General features: G+C 74.3%; 21 protein-coding genes. 11 read left to right on the top strand and 10 right to left on the bottom strand.

Annotation, left to right across the window (positions count from 1 at the left end):
• Positions 1-26: 26 nt before the first annotated feature.
• The 4 genes from GA0070214_RS04425 to GA0070214_RS04410 all read left to right on the top strand — a co-directional run bounded on the left by GA0070214_RS04425 (position 27) and on the right by GA0070214_RS04410 (position 4,073).
• The gene (locus tag GA0070214_RS04425) at positions 27-872 is read left to right on the top strand and encodes a DUF4097 family beta strand repeat-containing protein (RefSeq protein ID WP_091259230.1); all 846 of its coding nucleotides are present in this window, start codon (positions 27-29) and stop codon (positions 870-872) included.
• A 95-nt stretch (positions 873-967) separates the two neighbouring features.
• Complete coding sequence (locus GA0070214_RS04420; protein ID WP_091259229.1) at positions 968-1,948, top strand: ATP-binding cassette domain-containing protein; 981 nt, start codon at positions 968-970, stop codon at positions 1,946-1,948.
• Positions 1,945-2,736: an ABC transporter permease gene (locus GA0070214_RS04415; RefSeq protein WP_091259228.1), complete on the top strand. Its 792-nt coding sequence runs from the start codon at positions 1,945-1,947 to the stop codon at positions 2,734-2,736. Before GA0070214_RS04420 ends, GA0070214_RS04415 begins: the two co-directional genes overlap by 4 nt.
• 50 nt (positions 2,737-2,786) lie before the next feature.
• The gene (locus tag GA0070214_RS04410) at positions 2,787-4,073 is read left to right on the top strand and encodes a cytochrome P450 (protein ID WP_091259226.1); all 1,287 of its coding nucleotides are present in this window, start codon (positions 2,787-2,789) and stop codon (positions 4,071-4,073) included.
• A 13-nt stretch (positions 4,074-4,086) separates the two neighbouring features.
• On the opposite strand, the gene GA0070214_RS04405 is transcribed toward GA0070214_RS04410, so the two are convergent.
• The 4 genes from GA0070214_RS04405 to GA0070214_RS04390 all read right to left on the bottom strand — a co-directional run bounded on the left by GA0070214_RS04405 (position 4,087) and on the right by GA0070214_RS04390 (position 7,194).
• Complete coding sequence (locus GA0070214_RS04405) at positions 4,087-4,449, bottom strand: hypothetical protein (RefSeq protein WP_091259224.1); 363 nt, start codon at positions 4,447-4,449, stop codon at positions 4,087-4,089.
• Between the two features lie 121 nt (positions 4,450-4,570).
• Positions 4,571-5,824 carry a hypothetical protein gene (locus tag GA0070214_RS04400; protein ID WP_091259223.1) on the bottom strand — a complete coding sequence of 418 codons (1,254 nt, stop codon included), beginning with the start codon at positions 5,822-5,824 and terminating at the stop codon, positions 4,571-4,573.
• A 47-nt stretch (positions 5,825-5,871) separates the two neighbouring features.
• On the bottom strand, positions 5,872-6,195 hold the full coding sequence (locus GA0070214_RS04395) for a PadR family transcriptional regulator (protein ID WP_091259222.1): 324 nt from the start codon (positions 6,193-6,195) through the stop codon (positions 5,872-5,874).
• Positions 6,196-6,237: 42 nt separating this feature from the next.
• A complete protein-coding gene (locus tag GA0070214_RS04390; RefSeq protein WP_091259219.1) occupies positions 6,238-7,194 on the bottom strand; it encodes a helix-turn-helix domain-containing protein in 957 nt (318 codons plus the stop codon).
• A 99-nt stretch (positions 7,195-7,293) separates the two neighbouring features.
• Here GA0070214_RS04390 and GA0070214_RS04385 point away from each other — a divergent pair, with 99 nt between their 5' ends.
• Genes GA0070214_RS04385 through katG form a run of 3 tightly spaced genes read left to right on the top strand, consistent with a single transcriptional unit; the run spans position 7,294 to position 11,122 of the window.
• Complete coding sequence (locus GA0070214_RS04385) at positions 7,294-8,343, top strand: saccharopine dehydrogenase family protein (protein WP_091259217.1); 1,050 nt, start codon at positions 7,294-7,296, stop codon at positions 8,341-8,343.
• A 49-nt stretch (positions 8,344-8,392) separates the two neighbouring features.
• On the top strand, positions 8,393-8,821 hold the full coding sequence (locus tag GA0070214_RS04380; protein ID WP_091259216.1) for a Fur family transcriptional regulator: 429 nt from the start codon (positions 8,393-8,395) through the stop codon (positions 8,819-8,821).
• A 24-nt stretch (positions 8,822-8,845) separates the two neighbouring features.
• Positions 8,846-11,122 carry a catalase/peroxidase HPI gene (gene katG / locus GA0070214_RS04375; protein ID WP_091259213.1) on the top strand — a complete coding sequence of 759 codons (2,277 nt, stop codon included), beginning with the start codon at positions 8,846-8,848 and terminating at the stop codon, positions 11,120-11,122.
• A gap of 80 nt (positions 11,123-11,202) precedes the next feature.
• Here katG and GA0070214_RS04370 read toward each other — a convergent pair whose 3' ends face one another.
• Genes GA0070214_RS04370 through GA0070214_RS04355 form a run of 4 tightly spaced genes read right to left on the bottom strand, consistent with a single transcriptional unit; the run spans position 11,203 to position 14,742 of the window.
• Positions 11,203-12,387, bottom strand: a complete 1,185-nt coding sequence (locus tag GA0070214_RS04370; RefSeq protein WP_091259211.1) for an ABC transporter permease — start codon at positions 12,385-12,387, stop codon at positions 11,203-11,205.
• Positions 12,384-13,070 carry an ABC transporter ATP-binding protein gene (locus GA0070214_RS04365; RefSeq protein WP_091259209.1) on the bottom strand — a complete coding sequence of 229 codons (687 nt, stop codon included), beginning with the start codon at positions 13,068-13,070 and terminating at the stop codon, positions 12,384-12,386. Before GA0070214_RS04365 ends, GA0070214_RS04370 begins: the two co-directional genes overlap by 4 nt.
• Complete coding sequence (locus tag GA0070214_RS04360) at positions 13,067-14,170, bottom strand: hypothetical protein (protein WP_091259207.1); 1,104 nt, start codon at positions 14,168-14,170, stop codon at positions 13,067-13,069. The genes GA0070214_RS04365 and GA0070214_RS04360 overlap by 4 nt, the downstream gene beginning before the upstream one ends.
• Positions 14,167-14,742 (bottom strand): hypothetical protein, encoded by a 576-nt coding sequence (locus GA0070214_RS04355; protein WP_139141744.1) that lies wholly within the window; start codon positions 14,740-14,742, stop codon positions 14,167-14,169. The genes GA0070214_RS04360 and GA0070214_RS04355 overlap by 4 nt, the downstream gene beginning before the upstream one ends.
• Before the next feature lie 129 nt (positions 14,743-14,871).
• Between GA0070214_RS04355 and GA0070214_RS04350 the strand changes: the two genes are divergently transcribed.
• The 4 genes from GA0070214_RS04350 to GA0070214_RS04335 all read left to right on the top strand — a co-directional run bounded on the left by GA0070214_RS04350 (position 14,872) and on the right by GA0070214_RS04335 (position 20,406).
• On the top strand, positions 14,872-16,212 hold the full coding sequence (locus GA0070214_RS04350; protein ID WP_167364190.1) for a sensor histidine kinase: 1,341 nt from the start codon (positions 14,872-14,874) through the stop codon (positions 16,210-16,212).
• Positions 16,209-16,874, top strand: coding sequence for a response regulator (locus tag GA0070214_RS04345; protein ID WP_091259202.1), 666 nt, complete (start codon positions 16,209-16,211; stop codon positions 16,872-16,874). The genes GA0070214_RS04350 and GA0070214_RS04345 overlap by 4 nt, the downstream gene beginning before the upstream one ends.
• Positions 16,875-16,955: 81 nt before the next feature.
• Positions 16,956-19,769 (top strand): AfsR/SARP family transcriptional regulator, encoded by a 2,814-nt coding sequence (locus tag GA0070214_RS04340; protein ID WP_091259201.1) that lies wholly within the window; start codon positions 16,956-16,958, stop codon positions 19,767-19,769.
• 100 nt (positions 19,770-19,869) lie between these two features.
• Positions 19,870-20,406 carry a sigma-70 family RNA polymerase sigma factor gene (locus GA0070214_RS04335; RefSeq protein ID WP_091259200.1) on the top strand — a complete coding sequence of 179 codons (537 nt, stop codon included), beginning with the start codon at positions 19,870-19,872 and terminating at the stop codon, positions 20,404-20,406.
• Positions 20,407-20,502: 96 nt separating this feature from the next.
• Here GA0070214_RS04335 and GA0070214_RS04330 read toward each other — a convergent pair whose 3' ends face one another.
• Positions 20,503-23,835, bottom strand: a complete 3,333-nt coding sequence (locus GA0070214_RS04330) for a S8 family peptidase (protein ID WP_091259199.1) — start codon at positions 23,833-23,835, stop codon at positions 20,503-20,505.
• A gap of 96 nt (positions 23,836-23,931) precedes the next feature.
• Positions 23,932-24,702 (bottom strand): dimethylargininase, encoded by a 771-nt coding sequence (gene ddaH / locus GA0070214_RS04325; RefSeq protein WP_091259197.1) that lies wholly within the window; start codon positions 24,700-24,702, stop codon positions 23,932-23,934.
• Between the last annotated feature and the right edge of the window lie 51 nt (positions 24,703-24,753).

The raw sequence follows: 24,753 nt of genomic DNA, 5'->3' as shown, positions 1-24,753 counted from the left end.
CACCGACCACCCGAAAGGGGAGCACCATGCCATCCTTCGACACCCCCGCACCGATCTCGGCGTCGGTCGACCTCGTCGCCGGCGAGGTACGGATGACCGCCGGCCCGCGCACCGACACCGTCGTGCAGGTGCGGCCCGCCGACGAATCCGACGAGCGCGACGTCCGCGCCGCCGCGCAGACCCGGGTGGAGTACGCCTCCGGCCGCCTCGTGGTCCGCGGGCCCCGGCAACCCGGCTTCGGCGTCTTCGGCCGTACCGGCTCCGTCGAGGTGACCATCGACCTGCCGGCGGCCTCCGGGGTGGACGCCAAGCTGGGCGTCGGGGCCGTCAGCTGCTCCGGCCCGCTGGCCGACTGCCGGCTCAAGACCGGGGCCGGCGACCTCCAGGTCGAGGACGCCGACAAGCTCAGCCTCCACACCGGCTTCGGTGCGGCCATCGCCGAGACCGTGGCGGGCGACGCCGAGGTCACCACCGGCTCCGGCAAGCTCAGCGTCCGCGCCGTCGGCGGGCACGCCGTCCTCAAGAACAGCAACGGTGACACGTGGATCGGCGAGACCGGCGGCGACCTGCGGGTCCGCTCGGCGAACGGCAGCGTGGTCGCCGAGCACGCCGCGGCCTCGGTCACGGCGAACACCGCCAACGGCGACATCCGCGTGGGTGAGCTGGTCCGCGGCTCGGCGACGTTGCGCACGGCGGCCGGGCGGATCGAGGTCGGCATCCGGCGCGGCACCGCCGCCCTGCTCGACCTGCACACCAGCTTCGGCAAGGTCCGCAACGAGCTGGACGCCGCCACCGGCCCGGCCGACACCGACGAGAAGGCCGAGGTACGCGCCCGCACGGCGTTCGGCGACATCGTGATCCACCGCTCCTGACGCACGCCCTCGTTCCCCGGTCCGGCCCGGACGGCCGGACCGGCGATGGTTCGCGCCCTCATGTTCCGCAGCGCTCTCGACCAGTGGAGGAAGCAATGGCGGTAACCACCGCGACCCGGCCGGCCATCTCGGTGTCCGGCCTGCGCAAGACCTTCGGGGACACGGTCGTCCTCGACGGCATCGATCTCATGGTGACCGAGGGCACCGTCTTCTCGCTGCTCGGGCCGAACGGCGCGGGCAAGACCACCATGGTGCGGATCCTGTCCACCCTCCTGCCCGCCGACGCCGGATCGATCCGCGTCGCCGGCCACGACCTGGCCGCCGAGCCCGACGGGGTGCGGGCGGCGATCGGCGTGACCGGTCAGTTCTCGGCGGTGGACAACCTCCTCACCGGCGAGGAGAACCTCCGGCTGATGGCCGACCTGCACCACCTGGGTCGCGCCGAGGGCCGGCGCCGCATCGCCGGGCTGACCGACCGCTTCGACCTCGGTGAGCTGGCCCGCAAGCCCGTCTCGGTCTACTCGGGCGGGATGCGCCGCCGTCTCGATCTTGCCATGACCCTGGTCGGCGAGCCACGGCTGATCTTCCTCGACGAGCCCACCACCGGCCTCGATCCCCGCAGCCGGCACGCCATGTGGCAGATCATCCGCGGTCTCGTCGCCGAGGGCGTCACCGTGTTCCTGACCACCCAGTACCTCGACGAGGCCGATCAGCTCGCCGACCGCATCGCCGTGCTCGACCACGGCCGCATCGTCGTCGAGGGCACCCCCGACGAGCTGAAGCGGAGCATCCCCGGCGGGCACATCCGGCTGCGGTTCCCCGACCTCACCGCGCTGCACGCGGCCGCCCGCCTCGTCGCCACCGGCCAGCCCGACGACGACGCCCTCATTCTGCAGGTCCCCAGCGACGGCGACGTCCGCTCACTGCGGACCCTGCTCGACCGGCTCGACGACGCCCACGTCGAGGTCGACCACCTCTCGATCCACACGCCCGACCTGGACGACGTCTTCTTCGCCTTCACCGGCACGCCCGCATCCACTGCCGCAGACCACGCCACGACCGGGGGACACCGATGACCAGCCTCGCCTACGCCGTGACCGACTCGGCGACCATGCTCCGCCGGCAGATCCGCCACATCCAGCGGTACCCGTCGCTGACCGCGATGCTGATCGGCATGCCCGTCGTCCTCCTGCTGCTGTTCGTCTACGTCTTCGGCGAGACGCTCGGCGCCGGCCTCCCCGGGGGAGGCGGGGACCGCGGCGCCTACCTCAACTACCTGCTGCCGGGCATCCTGCTGTTCAGCGTGACCGGCGCCGCCCAGGGAACCGCCATCTCCGTGGCGATGGACATGACCGAGGGCATCGTCGACCGCTTCCGCACCATGGCCATCTCCCGGGCCGCCGTGCTGACCGGGCACGTCCTCGGCAGTCTCGTGCAGACCCTGCTCTGCATCGCCGTGGTGCTCGGCATCGCCCTGGCCATCGGCTTCCGCCCCACCGCCACCCCGATCGAGTGGCTCGCCACCGCCGGCGTGCTCGCCGCGATCGCGTTCGCGCTCATCTGGCTGTCGGTCGCGCTCGGCCTCGTCAGCGACAGCGTCGAGACCGCCAGCAACCTGCCCATGTTCCTGACCCTCCTGCCGTTCCTGGGCAGCGCCTTCGTGCCCACCGACACCATGCCGGTCGGCCTGCGCTGGTTCGCCGACTACCAGCCGTTCACGCCGGTGATCGAGACGATGCGCGGGCTGCTGCTCGGCACGGGCATCGGCAGCAGCGCGATCCTGGCGCTGTCCTGGTGCGCGGTGATCTCGCTGCTGTCCTACCTGTGGGCCCGGCGCTCGTTCCGCAGGCGGGCCGCCCGCTGACCGGGCCGGGGCCGGCGTTTCACTCTCCGTGAAGGGGGCACTGCACCGTCATGGCGACGCGGCGTGGACCGTACCTGGACGACACCCTCGGGTTGGCGCTGGGCGGCTACGCCTGGCTGCCCGCGCTGTGGCGCCACGGCGGCGGCCGGGCGGTGCGTACCCGGGTGATGGGCCAGCCGGCGGTCGCGCTGCGCGGGCCCGACGCGGTGCGGTTCTTCTACGACGAGCGGCACGTGCGACGGCACGCAGCCATCCCGGAACCGGTGCGGGGGACGCTGTTCGGTAACCGTGCCGTCCACACGCTCGACGGCGCCGACCACCGGCACCGCAAGGCCATGTTCCGGTCCGTGCTCACCGGCGCGCGCCGGGTCGCCGCCCTGGTCGACCAGGTGGGGGCGGCCTGGCGCGAGGCGGTCGCGGCGGCCGGCGACGGGCGGCGGATCGTGCTGTTCGACGAGGCGAGCCGGGTGATCACCAGGGGGGTCTGTGCCTGGGCCGGGATCCCGTTGGCCGCGGCCGACGTGGGGCCCCTGGCCCGTGACCTGGTCGCCCTGGTCGACGGGTTCGCCACCCCCGGCCCGCGGCACTGGCGGGCACGGCGCGCCCGCGGGCGGCGGGAGCGGTGGCTCGCGGGCCTGATCGAGCAGGTCCGGGCGGGGACGGTGACCGCCACGCCGGGTTCGGCGCTGGACGTGGTGGCCGCCTACCGCCGCCGCGACGGGCACCTGATGGACGCCCGGCTCGCCGCCGTGGAACTGCTCAACATCATCCGCCCCACCGTCGCGGTGTCCTGGTTCGTGGCGTTCGCGGCACACGCGCTGCACCTCTGGCCCGAGCAGCGCGACCGGCTGCGCGCCGGCGGCGCCGGCTACGCAGTCGCGTTCGCCCACGAGGTACGCCGTTTCTACCCGTTCGTGCCGTTCGTGGGTGGCCGGGCGGCCATCGACCTGACCTGGCAGGGCCAGCACGTTCGCGCCGGATCACTCGTCCTGCTCGACATCTACGGCCAGAACCACGACGCGGGGCTGTGGCCCGACCCGTACCGGTTCGACCCCGGGCGGTTCGTCGGGCGTGCTCCCGACCCCTACGAGCTGATCCCGCAGGGCGGGGCCGACGCGAGCACCGGGCACCGCTGTCCCGGCGAGGACGTCACGGTGGCCCTGCTGGCGGCCTTCGCCGGCTGGCTGGCGCGCCTGGACTACACGGTCCCGGAGCAGGACCTGACGATCTCGCTGCACCGCATCCCGGCGCTTCCCCGCAGCCGGGTGGTCCTGACCGGCGTGCACCTGACGGGCCGGCACCCGGCCGCCGAGCGCGCCGTTCCCCGCGCGGTCTAGGGCGGGGGCTCGCTCAGGAGCGCCGGCCGCGCGTGCGCAGCGCGTCCTCCGACTGGAAGTCGATGTCCGCGTCGTCCGGGAACGACCGGCCCGACGGCGCCGGGTCCGGGGGCGCGCCGGGCCCCGCCATCGGGGTACGGGTCGGCTCGACCGATCCCAACCCGTGCCGGCCCGCGCGGCCCGACGGCCCGGCGGGCGCGCCGGCGCGGCGCTCACCGCGGCGTCCCTCGGGTACGGCGGTCTCCTCGCTGCCCTCGTCCATCGGATCGTGCTCGCCCGCTCCCCAGGGCGGGTCCGCGTCGAAGCCGTCCCGGGTGACCCACGGGTTCGCCGCCTCCGGCTGCTGCTCGTCGCCCCGCCCGCTGCTGCCCGTCATCGCGCACCTCGCTGGTCTCGTCCGCCGGTACCCGGGCCGATTGCCCACGCCGGCCGACGTCATTCCTCGGGGCGCGCAGCGCGTCCCGGGCCCGGGACGCAGCGAACTCCTCCGTGGGGCGTCAGCCGCTGGCAGTGGTGACGGGACCGTCGTCGGCGCCGCCGCGCAGGCGTCCGGCGGCCGCGCCGAGGGCCGCGCCGCCGGCCCCGCCCGTGATCCAGAAGACGATCATGCCGACGACGAACTCCGGACGCAGCACGTCGAGGACCGCCGCCTGCCAGGTCGGCGGCACGGCGTCACCCGTGCTCAGGTAACCGGCGTGCTGGTGGGCCCAGACCGCGGCCTCGGGAATGCCGACGGCGAGCACCGCCAGCAGGGCGGCGAGCCCGGCCAGGCCGCCGGCGCGCAGCCCGGCGCCGAAGGACCGGGTACGCCGGGCCGCGGCCAGCGCGACCGCGAACAGCAGAACGCTCGGGACGGCCGTCCAGAAGCCGAGCACACCACCCCGGTCGTGCGCGAGTGACCAGCGCGAGGCGGCGAACGAGCCACCCGCCACGACGACCGCCACCCCGGCGGCGCGCACCCACGCGCCGGGCGGCCGTCCGGACCGCAGCACGGCCCACGCCCCGCCGAGGGCGAACGCGCGGCGCTCGGGCGGCGGGTCGATGGCGGCGAGCTCGGCTCGCAGGGCGGCACCCCATGCCGACCGGTTCCCGGTCAGGTCGGCGGTGGCCAGGTCGAGCACCAGCTGCCAGACGTCGCGTACGCCCTGCCGGCCACCCGCGGCCCCGGTGCGGGCGCCGAGCGCGGCGCCGAGGACCGGCCAGGGGAGGGCCCAGATCAGCGCGGCGAGGAAGAACTCGAACGGCGCGAGCAGGTCGCCGTCGGCGAGGTTCGGGACGACGGGGAACCGCTCCGGCTCCGCCAGGTAGCCGGCGCGCAGCGGCAGGTGCGCGGCCGCGGTGCCGGCGGCCACGGCCACGAGGGCCAGCAGCCCGGCGACGGTCCCGGCCCCGAACCCGCGGGCCCGGGAGACGGCGGCCGCGCCCAGGCCGGCGAGCGCGGCGCACCCGACCGCCGCGAGCAGCCCGAGCACGATGGTCAGCAGCACCGGGTCGAAGTCCCAGTGGACACCGTGCGGGACCGTGGCGAGGTACCCGCGCTCCAGGCCGGCGGTGAGCACGGCGGTGCCGGCGGCGACCGCGATCAGCGCGGGCCACACGGGGCGTCCGAGGCCGGCCCGCCATGCGGCGCGGGCGCGGGCGGCGAGCGTGCGGACACCGCCCCGGGAGGTGCGCAGGCGGACGGCGAGCACCACGATCGCGAGCAGGGGTGCCGGTGCGAACACCACCAGGAAGAAGAGGAGGTCGAGCATCGGAAGCCTCCGAACGGCTCGGGCGGGCCGGGTTCGAGCGGTCGCGGTCAGGTGGTGGTGGGTGCGAGCCGGGCTGCGCGCGGGGCGGGCGCGGCGGCACGCGCCGACGCGGCGACGCTGCGCGCGAGTTCGGCGCCCGCGGTGGTGAGCCGGTACAGGTGCCGGGCCGGCCGCCCGCGCGGCGGGTCGACCTCCCAGGAGGTCTCCACCTGCCCGCGCTCGGTGAGGCGGATGAGGATCGGGTAGACGGTGCCGGCCTTCAGGCCGAGGGCGCGGCACAGGTCGTAGCCGTGGCTCCAGTCCGCGCCCGCCTCGGCGAGGGCGGTGAGCACGGCCGCGGTCTGCGGTGAGGGACGTCGTGCACGTGCCATGACGCCAATATCTACCTAGATAGAGTTATGCGCAAGAGGGCTTCAGGACGACGCCGGGGGAGTGGTGCTGCGGAAGGTGCGGCGGTAGGTCTCCGGCGGCACGCCGACGGTGCGGTGGAAGTGCCGGCGCAGCGTCGTGGCGGTGCCCATGCCCGCCGCGCGCGCGACGGCGTCGATGCTCCGGTCGCTGTTCTCCAGCAGTTCCTGGGCCCGGCGGATCCGCTGCGTCGACAGCCACTGCAGCGGGGTGGTGCCGGTCGCCGCCGCGAAGTGCCGGGCCAGGTTGCGCGAGCTCATGTTCGCCTGGCGGGCCAGGTCCTCCACGGTCAGCGGCCGGTCCAGTCGTTCCATCGCCCAGGGCAGCAGGTCGCCGAGGGGGTGGTCGTCGCGGGCCGGCACCGGGGTGGTGACGAACTGGGCCTGTCCGCCGGCGCGGTGCGGGGGTACGACCAGGCGGCGGGCGACGGCGTTGGCGACCGTCGAGCCGTGGTCGCGGCGGATCAGGTGCAGGCACAGGTCGACCGCGGCGGCCTTTCCGGCGGAGGCGAGCACGGTGCCGTTGTCCACGTAGAGCACGTCCGGGTCGACCCTCACCCGGGGGTAGCGGGCGGCCAGCACCTCGGTGTGGGCCCAGTGGGTGGTGGCGCACAGCCCGTCGAGCACGCCGGCGGCGGCCAGCACGAAGGCGCCCGTGCAGAACGAGACCAGCCGGGCGCCCGCCTCGTGGGCCGCGCGCACGGCGTCGAGCAGGTCGGTGGGCAGGTCCGCGTCGATGTCCGCCACGGCCGGGACGATCACGGTGTCGGCGCTTGCGAGCCGTTCCAGCCCTGCGTCGGGTTCCATCCGGAACCGGCCGATCCCGACCGGGCCCGCTCCGCAGACCACGAGGTCGTACCACGGGTCGGCCAGGCCGGAGGGGTCGTGGGCGAAGACCTCGCACGCCATGGCGAGCTCGAAGTGCAGCATCCCGTCGGTGGCGGCGAGGGCGATCGTGGCCATGTCCGAAACTGTACGGGGCATGTCGTTCCCGACACTGGCCCGGCTCCGGCCGCTGCCGGAGGATCTTCTCAGTCGATCTTTACGGCAGAGGAGCAGCAGATGAGTTCGGGTCAGACCGTGGCGGTGTTCGGCGCGTACGGGCACACCGGGCGGTTCGTGGTACGCGAGTTGCGCGACCGCGGGTTCGTCCCGCTCCTCGTCGGTCGCGACGCGGGGCGGCTTTCGGCGCTGGCCTCGTCGCATCCGGGCCTGGAGCACCGGGTGGCGTCGGCCGACGATCGGGCCGCGCTCGACCGGGCGTTGACGGGGGCGGACGCGGTCGTCAACTGTGCCGGCCCGTTCGCCTCGACCGCGGCCCCCGTGATCGAGGCCGCCCTGCGCGCCGGGATCCCGTACGTGGACGTGGCCGCGGAGATCGAGGCCAACGTCGACACGTTCACACACTTCGCCGACCGGGCGCGGGCCGCGGGCGTTCCGGTGGTCCCGGCGATGGCGTTCTTCGGCGGGCTCGGTGACCTGCTGGTCACGACGGCCATGGGTGACTGGACGGCGGCCGACGAGGCGCACGTCGCGTACGGGCTGAGCAGCTGGCACCCCACGGCCGGGACCCTCGCCTCGGGCACGGTCTCCCGCGACCGGCGCGACGGCCGGCGGGTCCGCTACACCGGTGGCCGGCTGGAGTACCACCTCGACGAGGGCGACCTGCCGACCCTGGAGTGGGACTTTCCCGCTCCGCTGGGACGCCGGAGCGTCCTCGGCGGGTTCACGATGGCCGACGTCGTGACCGTGCCCAGCCACCTGGCCATCCCCGAGGTGCGCACGTACATGACCACGGGCGCGGCCCGGGACCTGGCCGGGCCGGACACGCCCGCGCCGGCCGCGGTCGACGACCTCGGCCGGTCCGCGCAGACGTTCACCGTCGACGTCGTCGTGCGCTCCGGCGACACGCGCCGGCGCGTCGTCGCCAGCGGCCGGGACATCTACGCCGTCAGCGCACCGCTGGCGGTCGAGGCGGTCGACCGCATCCTCGACGGCCGGACGCGGGCGACCGGGGTCGCCTCGGCCGGGGCGATCTTCGACGCGCCCGACTTCCTGCGCGCGCTGTCCGCGCACCTCTCGCTGGGAGAGGGAGTTCAGTCCCGCGGGTGAATCGCCGGAAAACTTGATTCATTCCAAAAGACTGGGCTATGTTCGTCGCATGACGTCCGACTTCGAGACCCAGCTCCGTGCGGTCTCGTTGCGCGTGACGCGACCCCGGTTGGCGGTGCTCGCCGCGCTGCGCGACCACCCGCACGTGGACACCGACACGGTGATCGCCCTGGTACGGGCGAATCATCCCACAGTGTCCCACCAGACGGTGTATGACGTGCTGCGTGCGCTCACCGACGCCGGTCTGGTGCGGCGCATCCAGCCCGCGGGTGCGACCGCCCGGTACGAGTCGCGGGTGGGGGACAACCACCACCACGTCGTGTGCCGCTCCTGCGGCACGATCGCCGACGTCGACTGCGCAGTGGGCGACGCTCCCTGTCTCACCGCCTCCGACGACCAGGGGTTCGTGGTCGACGAGGCGGAGGTCGTCTACTGGGGCACCTGCCCCGGCTGCGCGACCGCACGCACCTCCCAGTGATCCGTCAGTCCCGGAAGGAAGTAGATGAGCGACACCCAGGGCCAGACTCCCTCCAGCGCGCAGGGCGTGGACAAGAAGGAGGCGGCCGGCTGCCCGGTCGCGCACGACTCCGTGACCGCGCACGGCAGCGAGAGCGAGAACCCGGCCATCGACTCGCCGACCCCGAAGACCGGGGGTCGTCCGCGCACCAACCGGGACTGGTGGCCCAACCAGCTCGACCTGTCGGTGCTGCACGCCCAGTCGCCGAAGGGCAACCCGCTGGGCGCTGACTTCAGCTACGCCGCGGAGTTCGCCAAGCTCGACGTCGAGGCCCTCAAGCAGGACATCATCCAGGTCCTCACCACGTCGCAGGACTGGTGGCCGGCCGACTTCGGCCACTACGGCGGCCTGATGATCCGGATGAGCTGGCACGCGGCGGGCACCTACCGGATCCAGGACGGTCGCGGCGGCGCCGGCGACGGTGGTCAGCGGTTCGCCCCGCTCAACAGCTGGCCGGACAACGCCAACCTCGACAAGGCCCGCCGGCTGCTGTGGCCGGTCAAGCAGAAGTACGGCCAGAAGATCTCGTGGGCCGACCTGCTCGTGCTCGCCGGCAACGTGGCCCTGGAGTCGATGGGCTTCAAGACCTTCGGATTCGGCTTCGGCCGCGAGGACGTCTGGGAGCCCGAGGAGATCTTCTGGGGCCCGGAGGACACCTGGCTCGGCGACGAGCGCTACGCCTCCGAGAAGGAGATGGTGGCGGGCGTCGGCGCGACCGAGATGGGTCTCATCTACGTCAACCCGGAGGGCCCCCGCGGCAACGCGGACCCGGCCGCCGCGGCGCACTTCATCCGCGAGACCTTCGCCCGGATGGCGATGAACGACGAGGAGACGGTCGCCCTCATCGCCGGCGGCCACACCTTCGGCAAGACCCACGGCGCCGGCGTCGCCGACGACCACGTGGGCCCCGAGCCCGAGGGCGCGCCGCTGGAGGCGCAGGGCCTGGGCTGGCTGAGCACCCACGGCAGCGGCAAGGGCGCGGACACGATCACCAGCGGTCTCGAGGTGACGTGGACCGACCGGCCGACGCAGTGGAGCAACCGCTTCTTCGAGATCCTCTTCGGCTTCGAGTGGGAGCTCACCACGAGCCCCGGCGGCGCGAAGCAGTGGGTCGCCAAGGACGCCCCGGAGATCATCCCGGACCCGTTCGACCCGTCGAAGAAGTACAAGCCGACGATGCTCACGACCGACCTGTCGCTGCGCGTCGACCCGGCGTACGAGAAGATCTCCCGCCGGTTCCTGGAGAACCCGGACGAGTTCGCGCTGGCGTTCGCCAAGGCCTGGTACAAGCTGCTGCACCGCGACATGGGTCCGGTCAGCCGCTTCCTCGGCCCGTGGGTCCCGGAGACCCAGCTCTGGCAGGACCCGGTGCCGGCCGTCGACCACGAGCTCGTGGGCGAGACCGACATCGCGGCCCTGAAGGCGAAGATCCTGGAGTCCGGCCTCACCACCGCCCAGCTGGTCTCCACCGCCTGGGCCTCCGCCGCGAGCTTCCGGTCCACCGACAAGCGCGGCGGCGCCAACGGCGCCCGGATCCGCCTCGAGCCGCAGCGCAGCTGGGAGGTCAACCAGCCCGAGCAGCTCGCGACGGTCCTGTCGACCCTCGAGGGCATCCAGCGGGAGTTCAACGCCGGCGGCGGCGCGAAGATCTCGCTCGCGGACCTGATCGTGCTGGCCGGGTCGGCCGCCGTCGAGAGGGCGGCGCGCGACGCGGGCGTCGAGGTGACGGTGCCGTTCCACCCGGGGCGCACCGACGCCAGCCAGGAGCAGACCGACGTCGAGTCCTTCCGGGTCCTGGAGCCGCGCGCCGACGGGTTCCGCAACTACCTGCGTCCGGGTGAGAAGACCCAGCCGGAGGTGCTGCTCGTCGACCGTGCCTACATGCTCGACCTGACGGCGCCGGAGATGACCGTCCTCATCGGCGGCCTGCGCTCCCTCGGGGCCAACGTCGGCGGCACGCGGCACGGCGTGCTCACCGACCGGCCCGGCGTGCTCACCAACGACTTCTTCGCCAACCTGCTCTCCCCGGGCACCCGGTGGAAGGCGTCGGAGTCCGAGGAGCACGTGTACGAGATCCGGGACGTGGCCACCGATGAGGTGAAGTGGACCGCCACGGCGGTCGACCTCATCTTCGGGTCCAACTCCCAGCTGCGGGCCCTCGCGGAGGTCTACGCCAGCGCGGACGCGCGTGAGAAGTTCGTGGCGGACTTCGTCGCCGCCTGGACCAAGGTCATGGAGCTCGACCGCTTCGACCTCGCCTGATCCGACGCCCACCGACGAGCCCCGGTCGACCGCCAGCGGTCGGCCGGGGCTCGTCCCCCGTTCGTCGTCTCGCGGTGCGTTCACGCGGTGCGCAGTGCCGTCGCCGGGGAGAGCCGGGCGGCGCGCAGAGCCGGGTAGACACCCGCCAGTCCTCCGATGAGGACGGCGGCGCCGAGCCCGGCGCCGACCGCGGCGGCCGGCACGAGCGGCGGCCAGCCGCGCAGGGTCGCCATCGCGTACGTGACCGTGGCGCCCAGCAGGATCCCCGCCGCGCCGCCGCCCGCGCCCAGCAGCAGCGACTCGACCAGGAACTGCGCCGCGACGTGCCGCCGGGTGGCCCCCAGCGCCCGGCGCAGGCCGATCTCGCCGCGCCGCTCCAGGACCGAGATCACCAGCACGTTGGCGATGCCGATGCCGCCCACCAGCAGGGCCACCGCGCCCAGGCCGAGCAGCAGGACGGTGGTGCCGTCGGTGACCGCGAGCCGGGCGGTGAGGGCCTCCGAGGGCCGGCTCACGGCGACCTCCTCGGGGTGGGCGGGGTTGCTTGCCCGCCCCAGCAGGCCGGCCACCTCGTCGGTGCGCTCGGTCTGCGCCCGCACGAAGATCCGGGTCGGGTTGCCCGCGTACCCGAACTGCGCGGCCGCCACCGGCGCGCCGATCAGCGCCGACGCATCCAGTTCGGGCGCGAGTTCGACCGGCGCCATGATGCCCACCACGGTGTACCAGCGGTCGCCGAGATAGACCTTCGGATGGTCGGAGACGCCGCTGATGCCCAGCACCGTGGCGGCGTAGTGGCCGAGCACCACCGCCGGATAACGGGCCAGCGCCGCGTCGAGGAAGCGGCCGTCCACCAGGGTCGCGTCCAGCGTGGCGAGCAGCGTCGGGTCGGTGACCCGCACGGACAGCCCGCCGGTCCGGCCGGACGGAATCCGGTCGTTGCGGTAGATCCGTTCCTCGAGCGTCGCGGTCGCGGCCGAGCTGAGCACCCCGTCGGTACGCGCCACCGCCGCTCCCGCGGTCACCGGCAGCTCGGCCTCGCCCCCGCGGATGGTCTTGCCGTTGGCCACCGTGAGCAGGTTGGTGCCGACCCGGTCGATGCGGGCCAGCACGTCGGCCTGGCTGGACCGGGTCACGCCGAGCACGGCCACCATGGCCGCGATCCCGATCGCCACCCCGAGGATGGACAGCGCCGCACGGCCCGGCCGTGACCGCAGGCCCACGGTGCTCACCGGCAGCAGGTCGGCGACACGCAGGCGGGACCTCACGACACACCCCCGCTGTCGTGCACCACCAGGCCGTCCCGCAACTGGATGCGGCGCCGCATCGCCGCGGCGACCCGCTCGTCATGGGTGATCACCACGATGGTGACGCCGTCGTCGTTGAGCTCGCGCAGCAGGTCGACGATCCCGGCGCCGGTGACGGAGTCGAGGTTGCCGGTCGGCTCGTCGGCGAGCACCACGGCGGGCCGGCCCACCAGCGCGCGGGCGATCGCCACCCGCTGCCGTTCGCCGCCGGACAGGTGAGCGGCGGGGGAGTGGGCACGGTGGGCCAGGCCGACCCGCTCGCACGCGGCGTGCGCGGCCCGGCGGCGCTCCGCGGCCGGCACCCCGCGGTAGAGCAGCCCGGCAGCCACGTTGTCGGCCGCGCTGAGCCGCTCCAGCAGGAAGAACTGCTGGAAGACGACGCCGAGCAGGTGTGCCCGCACGCCGGAGAGCTGCCGGTCGCGCAGCTTCTCGACCGGGTGGCCGGCGATGCGGACCGAGCCACCGGACGGGCGGTCCAGGCCGGCGGCGAGGTTGAGCAGGGTGGTCTTGCCGGAACCGGACGGGCCTGCCACGGCGACCAGCTCGCCGCTGTGCACGGCGAGGGTGACGTCGCGCAACGACTCGACCGGCGGGGTGCCGGGATAGACCTTGCGGGCGTCGATCAATTCCAGGACGGCGGTCATGTCGCCGGCACCTCCACGGTCTGGCCGTCGGTGAGGCCGTGCACGATCTCCACCTGGCCGGTGCTCTCGTCGAAGCTGCCCGGGTCCACCGGTACGACGCCCTCGCCGGCCAGGCGGACCTGGTAACCGCCACCCGGCCGCGCCAGCAGCGCGGCGATCGGGACCAGCAGGACATCGCGGCGGGTACCGGTCGTGATGGTGACGCTCACCGGTGCCTGGTCCAGTCCGGAGCCGCCGGGCACGCGGACCGCGATGGTGAGCGGGACCGTCGCCTGGTCCGGATTCTCCGGCTGCTGCGGGCCGTTGTCCTGGTCGCCGGAGGGTGCCGTCGCGACCCCGCCGACGGTGGTGACCCGACCGTGGATCGGGTCGGCGTCCGGCAGGCTGACCTCGACCTGGTCGCCGACGTGGACGGTGCTGCGCTGCGCGGTGTCCAGTTGGGCGGTCACCGCCCGCGTCGTCGACGTTCCGGTGAGCACCGTCGTCCCGGGCCCGACGGTCCCGCCGACCCGGACCTGCGGCTGGGTGACGCGCAGCGGGTCGGGCAGGAAGACGACCTCGCCCTGGGTGAGCCGTCCGGTGCGGCGGTACGACGGCCGCCCCCAGGACGCCTCCCAGCGCCGGATCGCCGTGGCCGTGGCGGCGCTGAAGTGTCGGTCCACGGTGATCCGGTGGTGCGGGTCGAAGCCCATGGCGACCAGGTTGGTCTCGAGTTGGCGCACGTCGGGGCCGTCGCTCATCCCGTACCGGAGGTCGCGGTAGGCGGGGACCCGCCCCAGCAGGAGGCGGACCGGCGTGTCGGCCACCCGGTAGAGGATGCCGCCGCGGCCGATCGTGTCGCCCGGGTCCGGCGCCGCGGTCAGCACGCCCGGCGCACCCCGATGGTCCACGGCGTAGGAGCCGGCGTACCCGAGGACGCCACCGACCTCGACGCGCTCGGTGAGCGTGCCCTTGGTGACCTTGGTGGTTCCGACGGTCACCGACGCGGTGGGTGTGTCGTGGGTGTTCGGCTCGGGACGGGCGGCGTAGGCCACGCCGGCGGCGAGCGGCGTGGCCACCGCGACCGCGAGCACGGCGCCGGTCCGGCGCCGGCGGCTCACTTCTTGCCTCCGCCGCCGCCGTTCTTGATGCGGATGTCCCCGTCCCAGATGTTCCGGCAGGCCTGCTCCGCGGTGTTCTTCTTCTGTGCCGGGATTCCGTTCTCCAGCGGCGTTCCACTGAAGTCGAATTCGCCGGCGGCGTTCGGATCCGGGAACTCGGGGAGGCCGTGCTCGCGCATGCACTTGGCGTAGTCGGCGAGCTTGCGCAGGTCGTCGGCCGAGAACTTCTCCTTAGGGCGGAAGGCGTTCGGGGGGTAACGGTCCTCGATCGACTTACATGCATCGATGGCCTGTGGATGTCTGCTGAGGTCTCTCTTCCAGTCGTACCCGCCGCTGGGCGGGAACTCGAGGTATCCCCCCTGGGAGAGCTGCGCGTCCGGCATCCGGGTCAGGCCGTGTGCGCGGATGCACTGGACCCACTCCTGGCCGAGGGCGAGGAGTTGCTGCCGGCTCACCGAGGCGGAGGCCGACGGGCTCGCCCCGGAGGCGGCGCCGCCGGGATCGCATCCCGCGGCGCCGGCCCCGACCGCGAGCAGCGCGGCGAGGAACACTGTGGACGTTGTTCTGGTCATGGCTTCACGGTGGCCGCCGGAGCGGGCGAAGTCGTCGGACCGGAGTCGGTCCTCCGACGGCCGCCGGTACCGCGGACGTAGCACCTGAGTCGGACGCCGCCGGCGCCCTCGCTCCCTACCATGGGAAGGGTGCCCCGGTTCGTGCCGCGCCACCTCCTGACCGACGCCGCCCTCGCGCTGGTGCTGGTCGTGCTCACCGTGGGGCCCGGGCTGGTGATGGGATTCCTGGCCAGGACGAACCCGGTCGCCGCGAAGGGGTACGCGGAGAAGATGGCCCTCCCGGCGGACCGCTCCTGGTGGGTGTTCGCCGCACTGATCGTTCTCGGGCTGCTCGTCCGGCAACACCATCCCCCGCTGGCACTGGTCCTCACCGGCGCCGGAACGCTCGGCCACCTGTTCACCGACGCCAAGCTCCAGCTGCTCGACCTGGCCCTTCCGCTGGTGCTGTACACGGTGGCCACGGTGGCCCGGAACCGGCGGGTCTCGCTCGCGGTGCTGGCGCTGGCCATGCTCCTCGTGTACGCGGCCATGGCAGGCGGGCGGGTCTATGTCGAACAGCAGGAGTTCGCCGGCAAGGGGAGGGTGCGGGAGCAGGTCGAGCGGGGGTCGGTCGAGAAGGTGGCCACGGTGGCGCCGGCACCGCCTCCGGTGTTCTCGGTCGACCGGCTGGTCACCGTGGGCCAGGCGGTCACGGAACTGTGGCTGCTGCTGGTCGCGGGGTTCGCGGTCGGCGACGCGATGCGCAGCCGGCGCGCGCACCTGGCCGCCGTCGAGCAGCGTACCGCCGATCTGGCCCGGGAGGAGCGGCAACGGGCCGCCCTGGCGGTCGCGGCCGAGCGCGCCCGGATCACCCGCGAGTTGCACGACGTGGTGGCGCACGGGATCTCGGTGATGGTGGTGCAGGCGCAGGGCGCGTCGGCCGCGCTGGACCGGCATCCGGACCGCGCCGCCACCGCGTTGCAGCACGTGATCACCACCGGGCGCGCCTCGCTGGCCGAGATGCGCCGGCTGCTCGCCGTCGGGGGCACGCCCCCCGACGAGGACGCGCGCCTCACCCCGTTGCCGGGTCTCGGTGCGCTGCCCGCGCTGATCGACCAGTTGCGGTCCACCGGAATGCGGATCGAACTGCACGTCGACGGGGTGCCGGCGGCGGTGCCCGCATCGGTCGACCTGTCCGCGTACCGGATCGCGCAGGAGGCCCTGACGAACACGCTGAAGCACGCGGGCCCGGGCGCCGGCGCCGTGCTGCGGCTGGCCTTCGAGCCCGGACGGCTCCGCGTGGAGGTGGCCGACGACGGCACGGGCCCGGCGGACGGGGCGGACGGGCGCGGCAACGGGTTGCGCGGCATCGCCGAGCGCGTCGCCATGCTGGCGGGTGAACTGGAGACCGGCCGGACCGAGGGCGGCGGGTTCCGGCTGTGTGCGGCGCTGCCGCTGCCGGCGCGCGACATCACGCCGGCGCAGCCATGACGGTACGGGTGGTGCTGGTCGACGATCAGACGCTGGTGCGTACCGGGTTCCGGCTCGTGCTGGAGGAGACCGGCGACATCGAGGTGGTCGGGGAGGCCGCCGACGGGTCACAGGCCCTGGACGTGGTAACCCGTAGCCGGCCGGACGTGGTCCTGATGGACGTGCGGATGCCGGGACTGGACGGCATCGAGGCGACCCGCCGCATCCGCCTCGGCCCGCACGCGGCGCGGGTCATCATCCTGACCACCTTCGACCTGGACGAATACGTGCTGGCCGGGCTTCGGGCCGGAGCCAGCGGCTTCCTGCTCAAGGACGCGCTCGCCGCCGATCTGATCTCCGCCGTCCGGGTGGTGGCCGCCGGCGAGGCGGTGGCCGCCCCGAGCGTCACCCGCCGCCTCTTCGCCCACTACCTCGGCAGGACCCCACCCCGGCCGGACGCGGACGCACGGCTGGCGGCGCTGACCGAGCGCGAGCGCGAGGTGCTGACCCTGGTGGCGCGAGGGCTGTCGAACGCGGAGATCGCGGCGGCGCTCTTCGTCTCCGAGAGCACGGTGAAGACACACCTCGGCCGGATCCTGGCGAAGCTGGGTCTGCGGGACCGGGTGCAGGCGGTCATCCTCGGCTACGAGTGCGGCCTGGTCGACATCGGCACCGACCGGTAGCGGAGGGGCGGCCATCCTCGCTGAAGGCGGGGAGCCCGGCCGCGAGCTGCGCCGGCAGGTCGGCCGGTTACCGTTGCCGCTGTGCAGGGGGAGGCGGGCGAGGCGATCGGTTTCTCGGTGCTCGGCCCGATCCGGGTCGTCCGCGCCGGTGCCGAGCTCCGCCTGGGCGCCCGCCAGCAGCGCCTGGTGCTCGCCCTGCTGCTGGCCCGGGCCGGGCAGCCGGTCTCCCTCGCCGAGCTGGTCGACCTGCTCTGGGACGAGGAGGCCCCGGTCAGCGCCGCGAACGTCGTGCACCGGCACGTCGGGATGCTCCGGCGGCTGCTCGAACCCGGCCTGCCCACCCGGTCGGTGGGCCGGCACCTCTTCCGGGAGCTGTCGGGCTACCGGCTACGCGCCGACGAGGAGTCCCTCGACCTGCTGAGGTTCCGGTCGCTGAGCCGGCGGGCGGCCGCGAGCCTGCAGGACGGCGACCCGGAGGCGGCGCTGCGGCACGCCCTCGACGGGCTGCGGCTGTGGCGTGGCCGGTGCGCCGCCGGTCTGGAACCGGCCTCCCTCCGGCATCCCGCGTTCCTCGCCGTGGAGGACGAACGCGCCCAGGCCGTGCGCGAGGCCGCCGACGCCGCCGAGCAATGCGGGCGGATGGGCGCGGTGCTGGGGCCGCTGCGGCAGGCGGCCGAGCAGCACCCGCTCGACGAATTACTGCAGAGCCGCCTGCTGCTGGCGCTGGCCGCCGACGGCCGCCAGGCGGAAGCCGTCGAGATGTACCGGGTGGTGCGCCGCCGGCTCGCCGAGGAGCTGGGCGTCGACCCCGGCGAGGAGCTGCGGGAGGCGTACGACCGGCTGCTGCATCAGCGCACCCGGCCGCCGCGTACCGGATCGCCGGCGCCCCTGCCGCGACCCGCGCAGCTACCGCCGGACCTGCCCTTCTTCGCCGGGCGGGGCGACCTCGTCGCGGACGCCCGCGCGGCGGTCGCGCGGCCGGACGGGCCGGCGGTGCTCGCGATCGACGGCATGCCCGGGGTCGGCAAGACCGCCCTCGCCATCCACCTCGCCCACGGGTTCGCGGCCGACTACCCGGACGGGCAGCTCTACGTCGACCTGCGCGGATATGACGGGCGGGAGCCGGCCATGAGCCCGGCCGAGGCGCTGCGCGGCTTCCTCGGTTCGCTCGGGGTGCCGCAGCAGGGCATTCCCGCCGAGCTGCACGCCCAGGCGGGCCTGTACCGCAGCAGCCTGGCCGGCCGGCGCATGCTGATCGTGCTCGACAACTGCCGGGACGCCGAGCAGATCCGGCACCTGCTGCCGGGCAGCCCCGGCTGTCTGGTGATCGTCACGAGCCGCAGCCGACTCAGCGGCCTGCTGACCACGGCCGGAGCCCATCCGTTGCCGGTGGGCCTGCCGAGCGTCGAGGAGGCCCGCGCGGCGCTGTCGCGCCCGCTCGGCGCCGGCCGTGTCGCGGCGGACCCGGCCGCGATCGACGCCATCATCGCCGCCTGTGGGCGGCTGCCCCTCGCGCTGGCCGTGGTGGCCGCCCGCGCGGCGAGCCTGCCGAGGACGCCACCGGCGCAGATCGCCGCGGAGCTGGCCGCGACACCCGGGAGCCTGGACGGCTTCGACGGCGACGACCCGCAGAGCGGTGTGCGCGCCGTCTTCTCCTGGTCCTACCGGGCGCTCTCGGCCCCGGCCGCAGGGCTCTTCCGGCTGCTGCCGGTCCATCCCGGCCCCGACCTCTCGGTCGCCGGCGCGGCGGGCCTGGCCGGCGTCCCGCTGCGGACCGCGCGGGCGCTGCTCGGCGAGCTGAGCCGCGCGCACCTGGTCAGCGAGGACCCGCCCGGCCGCTACCGCACCCACGACCTGCTGCTGTCCTACGCCACCGAACTCGGCGAGGAGCACGACGGCCCGGCCGAGCGCGCCGCCGCGGAGCTGCGCTGCCTGCGGTTCTACCGGGCCACCGGCTACCAGGCGCACCGCCGACTGCTGACCTCCGAAGGCCACCCGCTGATCGACCCGGGGCCGGGCGAGACGCCGCTGCGCTTCGCCGGCCACGACGACGCCATGCGCTGGTTCACCGCCGAGCGGCAGGTCCTCATCGCGCTGGTCGGCCGGGCCGCACGGCAGGGCCGGCACACCGACGCCTGGCAGCTCGCCCTGGGCATGCAGCACTTCTTCGACCGCAGCGGCCGGTGGGCCGACTGGACGACGACCGGCGAGGTGGCCCTGGAGGCCGCCCGCGCGGGCGGCGACCTGATCGGGCAGGCCCGGATGCACCGCAGCCTGGCCGGCGCGGCCTACTTCCGGCACGAGCACGAGATCGCACTCGCGCATCTGGACCGGGCACTCGCGCTGCTCGCCCGGCTCGGCCTGTCCGGCGAGCTGACCCGGGCCACGATCAACCGGGCGATGATCCTGAGCGCCCAGGGGCGGCACGAGGAGGTCGTCCGGACGGTCTCCGCGACGCTGGGCCCCTGGACCGCCGGGGACGACAAGCTGCTCGCGGACGCCCTGGTGATCATGGCGGCGAGCAACGCCGAGCTGGGCCGGGACGACGAGGCCGTGCGCTGCGCCGAGCAGGCGATGGCGCTGTCGCGCCGGGCGCGGTACCGGCTGGGCGTCGCCGAGGCGTGGGAGGCGCTCGGGAAGGCGTACGCCGCCCGCCGGGAGGTCGGCAGGGCGATCGACTGCTGGCGCGAGGCGGCCGCCGCCTACCAGGACGCCGCGGCCGCCGCGCCGGCCGCGGAGGTGCTGGCGCTGCTCGGCGACGCCCTCGCCGCCGAGGGCGACCAGGAGGCCGCGGTACGCGCGTGGCGGGAGGGGACGGCACTGATCCCGTACGCGCACACCCCGACCGGCCGGCGGCTGGCCGGACTGCTCGCGGCGGCCACGCCGCGTCGGTGACCGATCGCGGTCGGCGACGGCACTCGATTCGCACTCGCGCGTCAGTCCGTTGACACCCGCCGTCCCTAGGCTCCTGCCTCATTCACCGTTGTTGCTGCGGATGGGGGCGATCGTGCTGCGGGCACCCGACGGATCACCGGCCGGCCGGGCCGAGCGCATGACCGCCCTGCACGCGGACCACGCCCGTGCCGTGCTGCGTCTTCTGCTCCTGCTGACCCGCGACGAGCGGCAGACCGCCGAGGATCTGCTCCAGGAGACGATGCTGCGGGCCTGGCGGCACCTGGACGCGGTGCCGGACGAGCCCGACGCCGCCCGCCGGTGGCTCCTCACCGTCGCCCGGCGGCTCGTCATCGACGGGGTCCGGCGGCGGCGCGGCCGCCCGGCCGAGGTCCACCTCGTCGACATGACCTGGATCCCCGCCCGCGACGACACGACCGGCACCGCGCTGGCGTCGCACTCCGTCCGGCGCGCGCTCCGCCGGCTCAGCCCGGCGCAGCGCAGCCTGCTCTCCGAGGTCTTCCTCATCGGGCGCTCCCCGGAGGAGGTCGCGGGCCGGCTGGGCGTGCCGATCGGTACGGTGAAGTCCCGGACCCACCATGCCCTGCGCGCCCTGCGCACCGGTCTCACGGCGGCCTGAGCAGGCACCACCTGGGCCTGGCCGGCGCCGCGAGGGCTGCGCTGGCGCCGGTGGCCCCGAACGCGGCGCCGGTGGGCGCCGCGTCCGGGCCGATCCTCAGTACCGGTAGGCGCGGATCACGGTCTGCTTGACCGTGTTGCCGCTGGTGTCCGCGGCGGCGGCCCGCAGCGAGACGAAGCCGGAGCCGGCCGGGTTGCGCACCCAGGCGACCGCCTTCTCGCCGTGCCGCTGCACGGTCAGCCGCTGCCACGTCCGGCCGTCGTCGAAGGACGCCTCGACGGTCAGGCTCCGGGTCCGGCCCGGCGCCGCCCCGACCTGCCGGTCGAGCGAGACCGGGATGGCGAACAGCCGGCCGGCCGGCGCCCGGTTGTCGATGTCGAGCTCCGGGCTGTACCGGATCGCCGTCATCGGCAGCTTCACCAGTTCGCCGTCGGGCACGTGCGCGGACCGGAAGGTCCACTCGGCGTCGACCACGGTGGACAGGGTGAACTCCGGGTCGCTGCGGAAGGTCGCGGCCAGCCGGTAGTCACCCTTCTCGGCGGGCACGTCCCACACCCACGGGGTCTGGTTCGCGTCGCCGATCTTGACCCCGTTGCGGTAGAGGTCCACCTGCACGCTGCCACCGCGAACATGGCGGAAGCCCATGTGCCCCGTGCCGTCACCGTGCAGCGGCCCCGGGCCGCCCAGCGTGTCGCCCCAGTAGCGGGTGGCGAACTGCTGGCCGAAGTTCGGCTCCGGGAAGACCGGCCCGGCCACCCCGTTGGCCCACCTCACGTCGTACGTGCGCCCGGGGCGGAAGCTGGTCCACGGCGACTCGTAGTACGTGTAGCGCAGCTGGGACGAGGTCGACTGCCACACCGCCTGCTTGTCCTGGTTGTAGTACTCCGTGACGGTGCTCGGCACGTCGTAGGTGAAGCTCGGCGGGATGTTGCGCTCGTCCCGGTAGACCGGCGAGTTGCCGGGCGCGTGCGCGACCGCGGTCCGCGCCACCGGCACGCCGGCCACGTCCGCGCTGATCCGGGACCGGACCGTGGCGAAGTCGCCGGCGCGCAGCCTGCGGGTCAGCCCGGTCATCATCTTCTGCGGCTCGTAGAGGTAGACCCGGTAGGCGTACGGGCTGTTGTGCAGGGTGCCGTCCTCGGCGACCTGGCCCCACATCCCGTTGACGTAGGACACGAAGCCGGGCGTCCTGCCGGCCCCGATCTGCGCGGTCCGCAGGTGGTCGAAGGGGAGGCCCATCAGCACGCCGAACGGGTCGTTGCTGCCCCAGATCTGCGGCTGCTCGGTCCGGATCGTCCAGCCGAACTCCTGGTGGACCGCGGTGGCCTCGGTGTTCGGCACCGACACCACGACGGGCTTCGCCAGGCGGGCGTCCATGGTCAGCGCCTGGTCGGTGGCCAGGTCGAGGCTCGGGCGCATCAGCGACGTGACCTGCGGGAGGAACGGGTCGCCGGTCAACAGGTAGGTCTGCACCAGGTAGCGGCCGGCGCGGACCTGGTAGGTGGTGGTCGCGGGGTTGTCGAAGACCGTGGTGGTCTGCCGGTCCAGGTCGGTCAGGAGCGTCACCCAGCCCTGGTCCGGGGTGGGCGCACCGCCGTCCGGCCCGAGGAGCTTGAGGCTCAGCCGGTGCCGGGCGACGTCGAGCGCCACCGGGGTCTGCACCTGCGCGCCGCCGCCCGTGGCGGTCACCTCACCGCCGACGTAGCGGTCGGGCAGGCCGGCGCCGGACTGCACGGTGACCGTCACGCTGGCCGTGCCGCCCGCCGGGACCGTCACCGAGTCGGCGCTGAGGCTGAACAGGCCCGCCGGCGCCGGGGCGCCGTCGGCGTCCTTCGCGTCGAGGGAGACCGCCAGGGTGAGGGCGGAGGGGCCGCTGTTCGCGTACGTGATCGTCTGCTGCTGTGCCGTGGTGGTCCGCCCGAAGGCGACGCTGACCGGGCTCGCCGTGACGGTCTGCCGGGTCGCCCGGGCGACGTCGAGGAAACCGGCGCCCTGCTCGTAGACACCGATTGTGGCGTTCGGCTTCGCGGCCGCCATCAGCGTGGCCTTGATCCGCTCCGGCGTCCAGTCCGGGTGCTGCTGGGTCAGGATCGCCGCCGCGCCGGCCACGTGCGGAGTCGCCATCGAGGTGCCGTTGAGGCTGGTGTACTGCGGGTTCTCGGCATTCGGCCACAGGTCGGAGGTCGAGCTGCGGGCGGCGACGATGCCGACGCCGGGAGCGGTGACGTCCGGCTTGATGCCGGCGTCGCCCGCGCGCGGGCCCCGGCTCGAGAAATCGGCCAGCTCGCCCGTCTTGGTCACGGCGCCCACGGTCAGCGCCTCGCTCACGCCGCCGGGCGAGTTCACCGTGGACTCGCCGCCCTCACCGCTGTTGCCGGCGGCGACGACGAAGAGCACGCCGTAGCGGTGGGTGAGGTCGGCCAGGGCCGCCTCGATGGGGTCGGTCTCCGGGCTGTCCGGGCCGCCGAGGCTCATGTTGGCGACCTTGACGCCCTGCTGCGCCGCCCAGGTCATGCCGGCCAGGATCGCCGACTCCGGGCAGCCCTCCGCCACGCAGACCTTGGCGCTGTAGAGGGTCGCGCCGGGTGCCATGCCCGTGAAGCGGCCCTGCGACGCGGCCCCGCTGCCGAGGATGGTGGAGGCGACGTGGGTGCCGTGCCCGACCCGGTCGAGGGCGTCCGGGTCGGCGGTGAAGTTCTCCGCGGCGGCGACGTGGCCGGCCAGGTCGGGGTGGGTCTGGTCGACGCCGGTGTCGATCAGGCCGACCTTCACCCCCGTCCCGGTCCAGCCGGCCTTCCAGGCCTCCGGCGCGCCGGTGAGCGGGACGCTGACGTCGAGGGTGGGGTGGCGCAGCCCGTCGAGCCAGACCTTGTCGAACCCGGCCCGCAGGCGCCGCTCGGTGCCGCTCGTGGACGTGAGGCTGTTCCAGAAGGAGACGGCGTCCGCGCGGCTCTCCGCGACGGCGCTGGCCCCGCCGAGCTGCCGGGTGGTCCGGGCCCCCGCGAGGCCGGCGGGGGCGGCGCCGCTGTGCTGGACGATGAGCGGCAACGTGGCCCGGGTGTCGTCGTAGCCGAAGTCGACCAGCATCGAGACGTCGAAGAGCCGCTGGTCGAGCTTGCCCCGGTTGAGCAGGCCGACGGCGTCGGCGGGGATGACCCGCACGTCGTCGCCGGCGCTGTGGGTGATGAACGGGATCCGTTCCCGTCCCTTGCCCGGCACGACGTTCACGGCCGTCTGGCCGTTCACGGTGCCGACCTGGACGGTGTCGCCGGTGAGCAGGGTGACTGTCCGGGCTTGGGACGCGACCGGGGGTGTGGTCGTCGGCGTCGCGGCTCGGGGCTGCGCGGACGCCGGTGAACTGCCCGGAGCCGCCGCCGAGACGCCCAGCACCAGCAGTGCCAGCGCCGATAACGTGCGAACTGAACGCATGATTCTCCCTGGATGAACGCGAGGGGTATCCAGGGGCTACGGACGTGGCCGGCAGAGGAAAGTTCACTCGTTGTGACCTGGGTCACAAAGCCTGGGTCAGGCGTGGGGGATCAGCACGCTGAGGCAGGTGACGCAGCCCTCGAGCTTCTCGTACTCGTCGATGTCGACGACGACCGGTGTGAAGCCGAGGGCCGCCACGAGCGCCGCGGTGCGCGGCGCCGACGCGGCCATCAGCACGAGGTCGTCCCCGAGTGGTACGACATGGCAGCCGGCCTCCTCGTCGACCGCGTGGATCGGCTGCCGCAGCGCGGTCGCGTCGAGCAGGTCGGGCAGCGCCAGGAGGGTGCCGTCGGGCAGCGCGGTCACGGCCGACTTGAGGTGCAGCACGTTCCGCAGCGGGACGGGGACCACCGTGCGGCCGCGGGTCGCCAGGTGGGCGCCCAGCTGGGCGATGCCCGCGTCGTTCGTGCGGCCCCCTCGGCCCACGTAGACCGTGGTGCCGATCTGCAGCACGTCGCCACCGTCCAGCGTGCCGGGCGCCTCGATCCGTACGACCTCCAGGCCGGCCTCCCGGACCGCCTTCTCGGCGCCGGGGACCTCCGGGCGGCGTTCCGGCGCACCGGGCCGGGTCAGGACCGCCAGGCCGGCGCAGACCACCACGGTGTCCTCGATGAACACGGCGTCGGGGCACTGGTCGGCGGGGTCGACCTCGCGCACCTGCCAGCCGGCGCCGGCGAGCGCGGCCCGGTAGGCCTCGTGCTGGCGCCGGGCTCGCGCGACGTCCACGTCGGTGCGCTCGATGTGGGTCACCAGCCCTTCGGCCAGCCGGTCGCCGGGTCGCCGGACCAGGGCGGTGCCTCGCGTCATGCCAGCAGTCTGCCCGCTCCGCCCCGCCCACGTCCACGCTCGACGGCGTCG

Origin of the sequence: Micromonospora chaiyaphumensis (assembly GCF_900091435.1) — a bacterium.
Classification (GTDB): domain Bacteria; phylum Actinomycetota; class Actinomycetes; order Mycobacteriales; family Micromonosporaceae; genus Micromonospora; species Micromonospora chaiyaphumensis.
The sequence above is the reverse complement of the archived record's forward strand: the minus strand, read 5'-3'. Positions and strand labels throughout refer to the sequence as shown.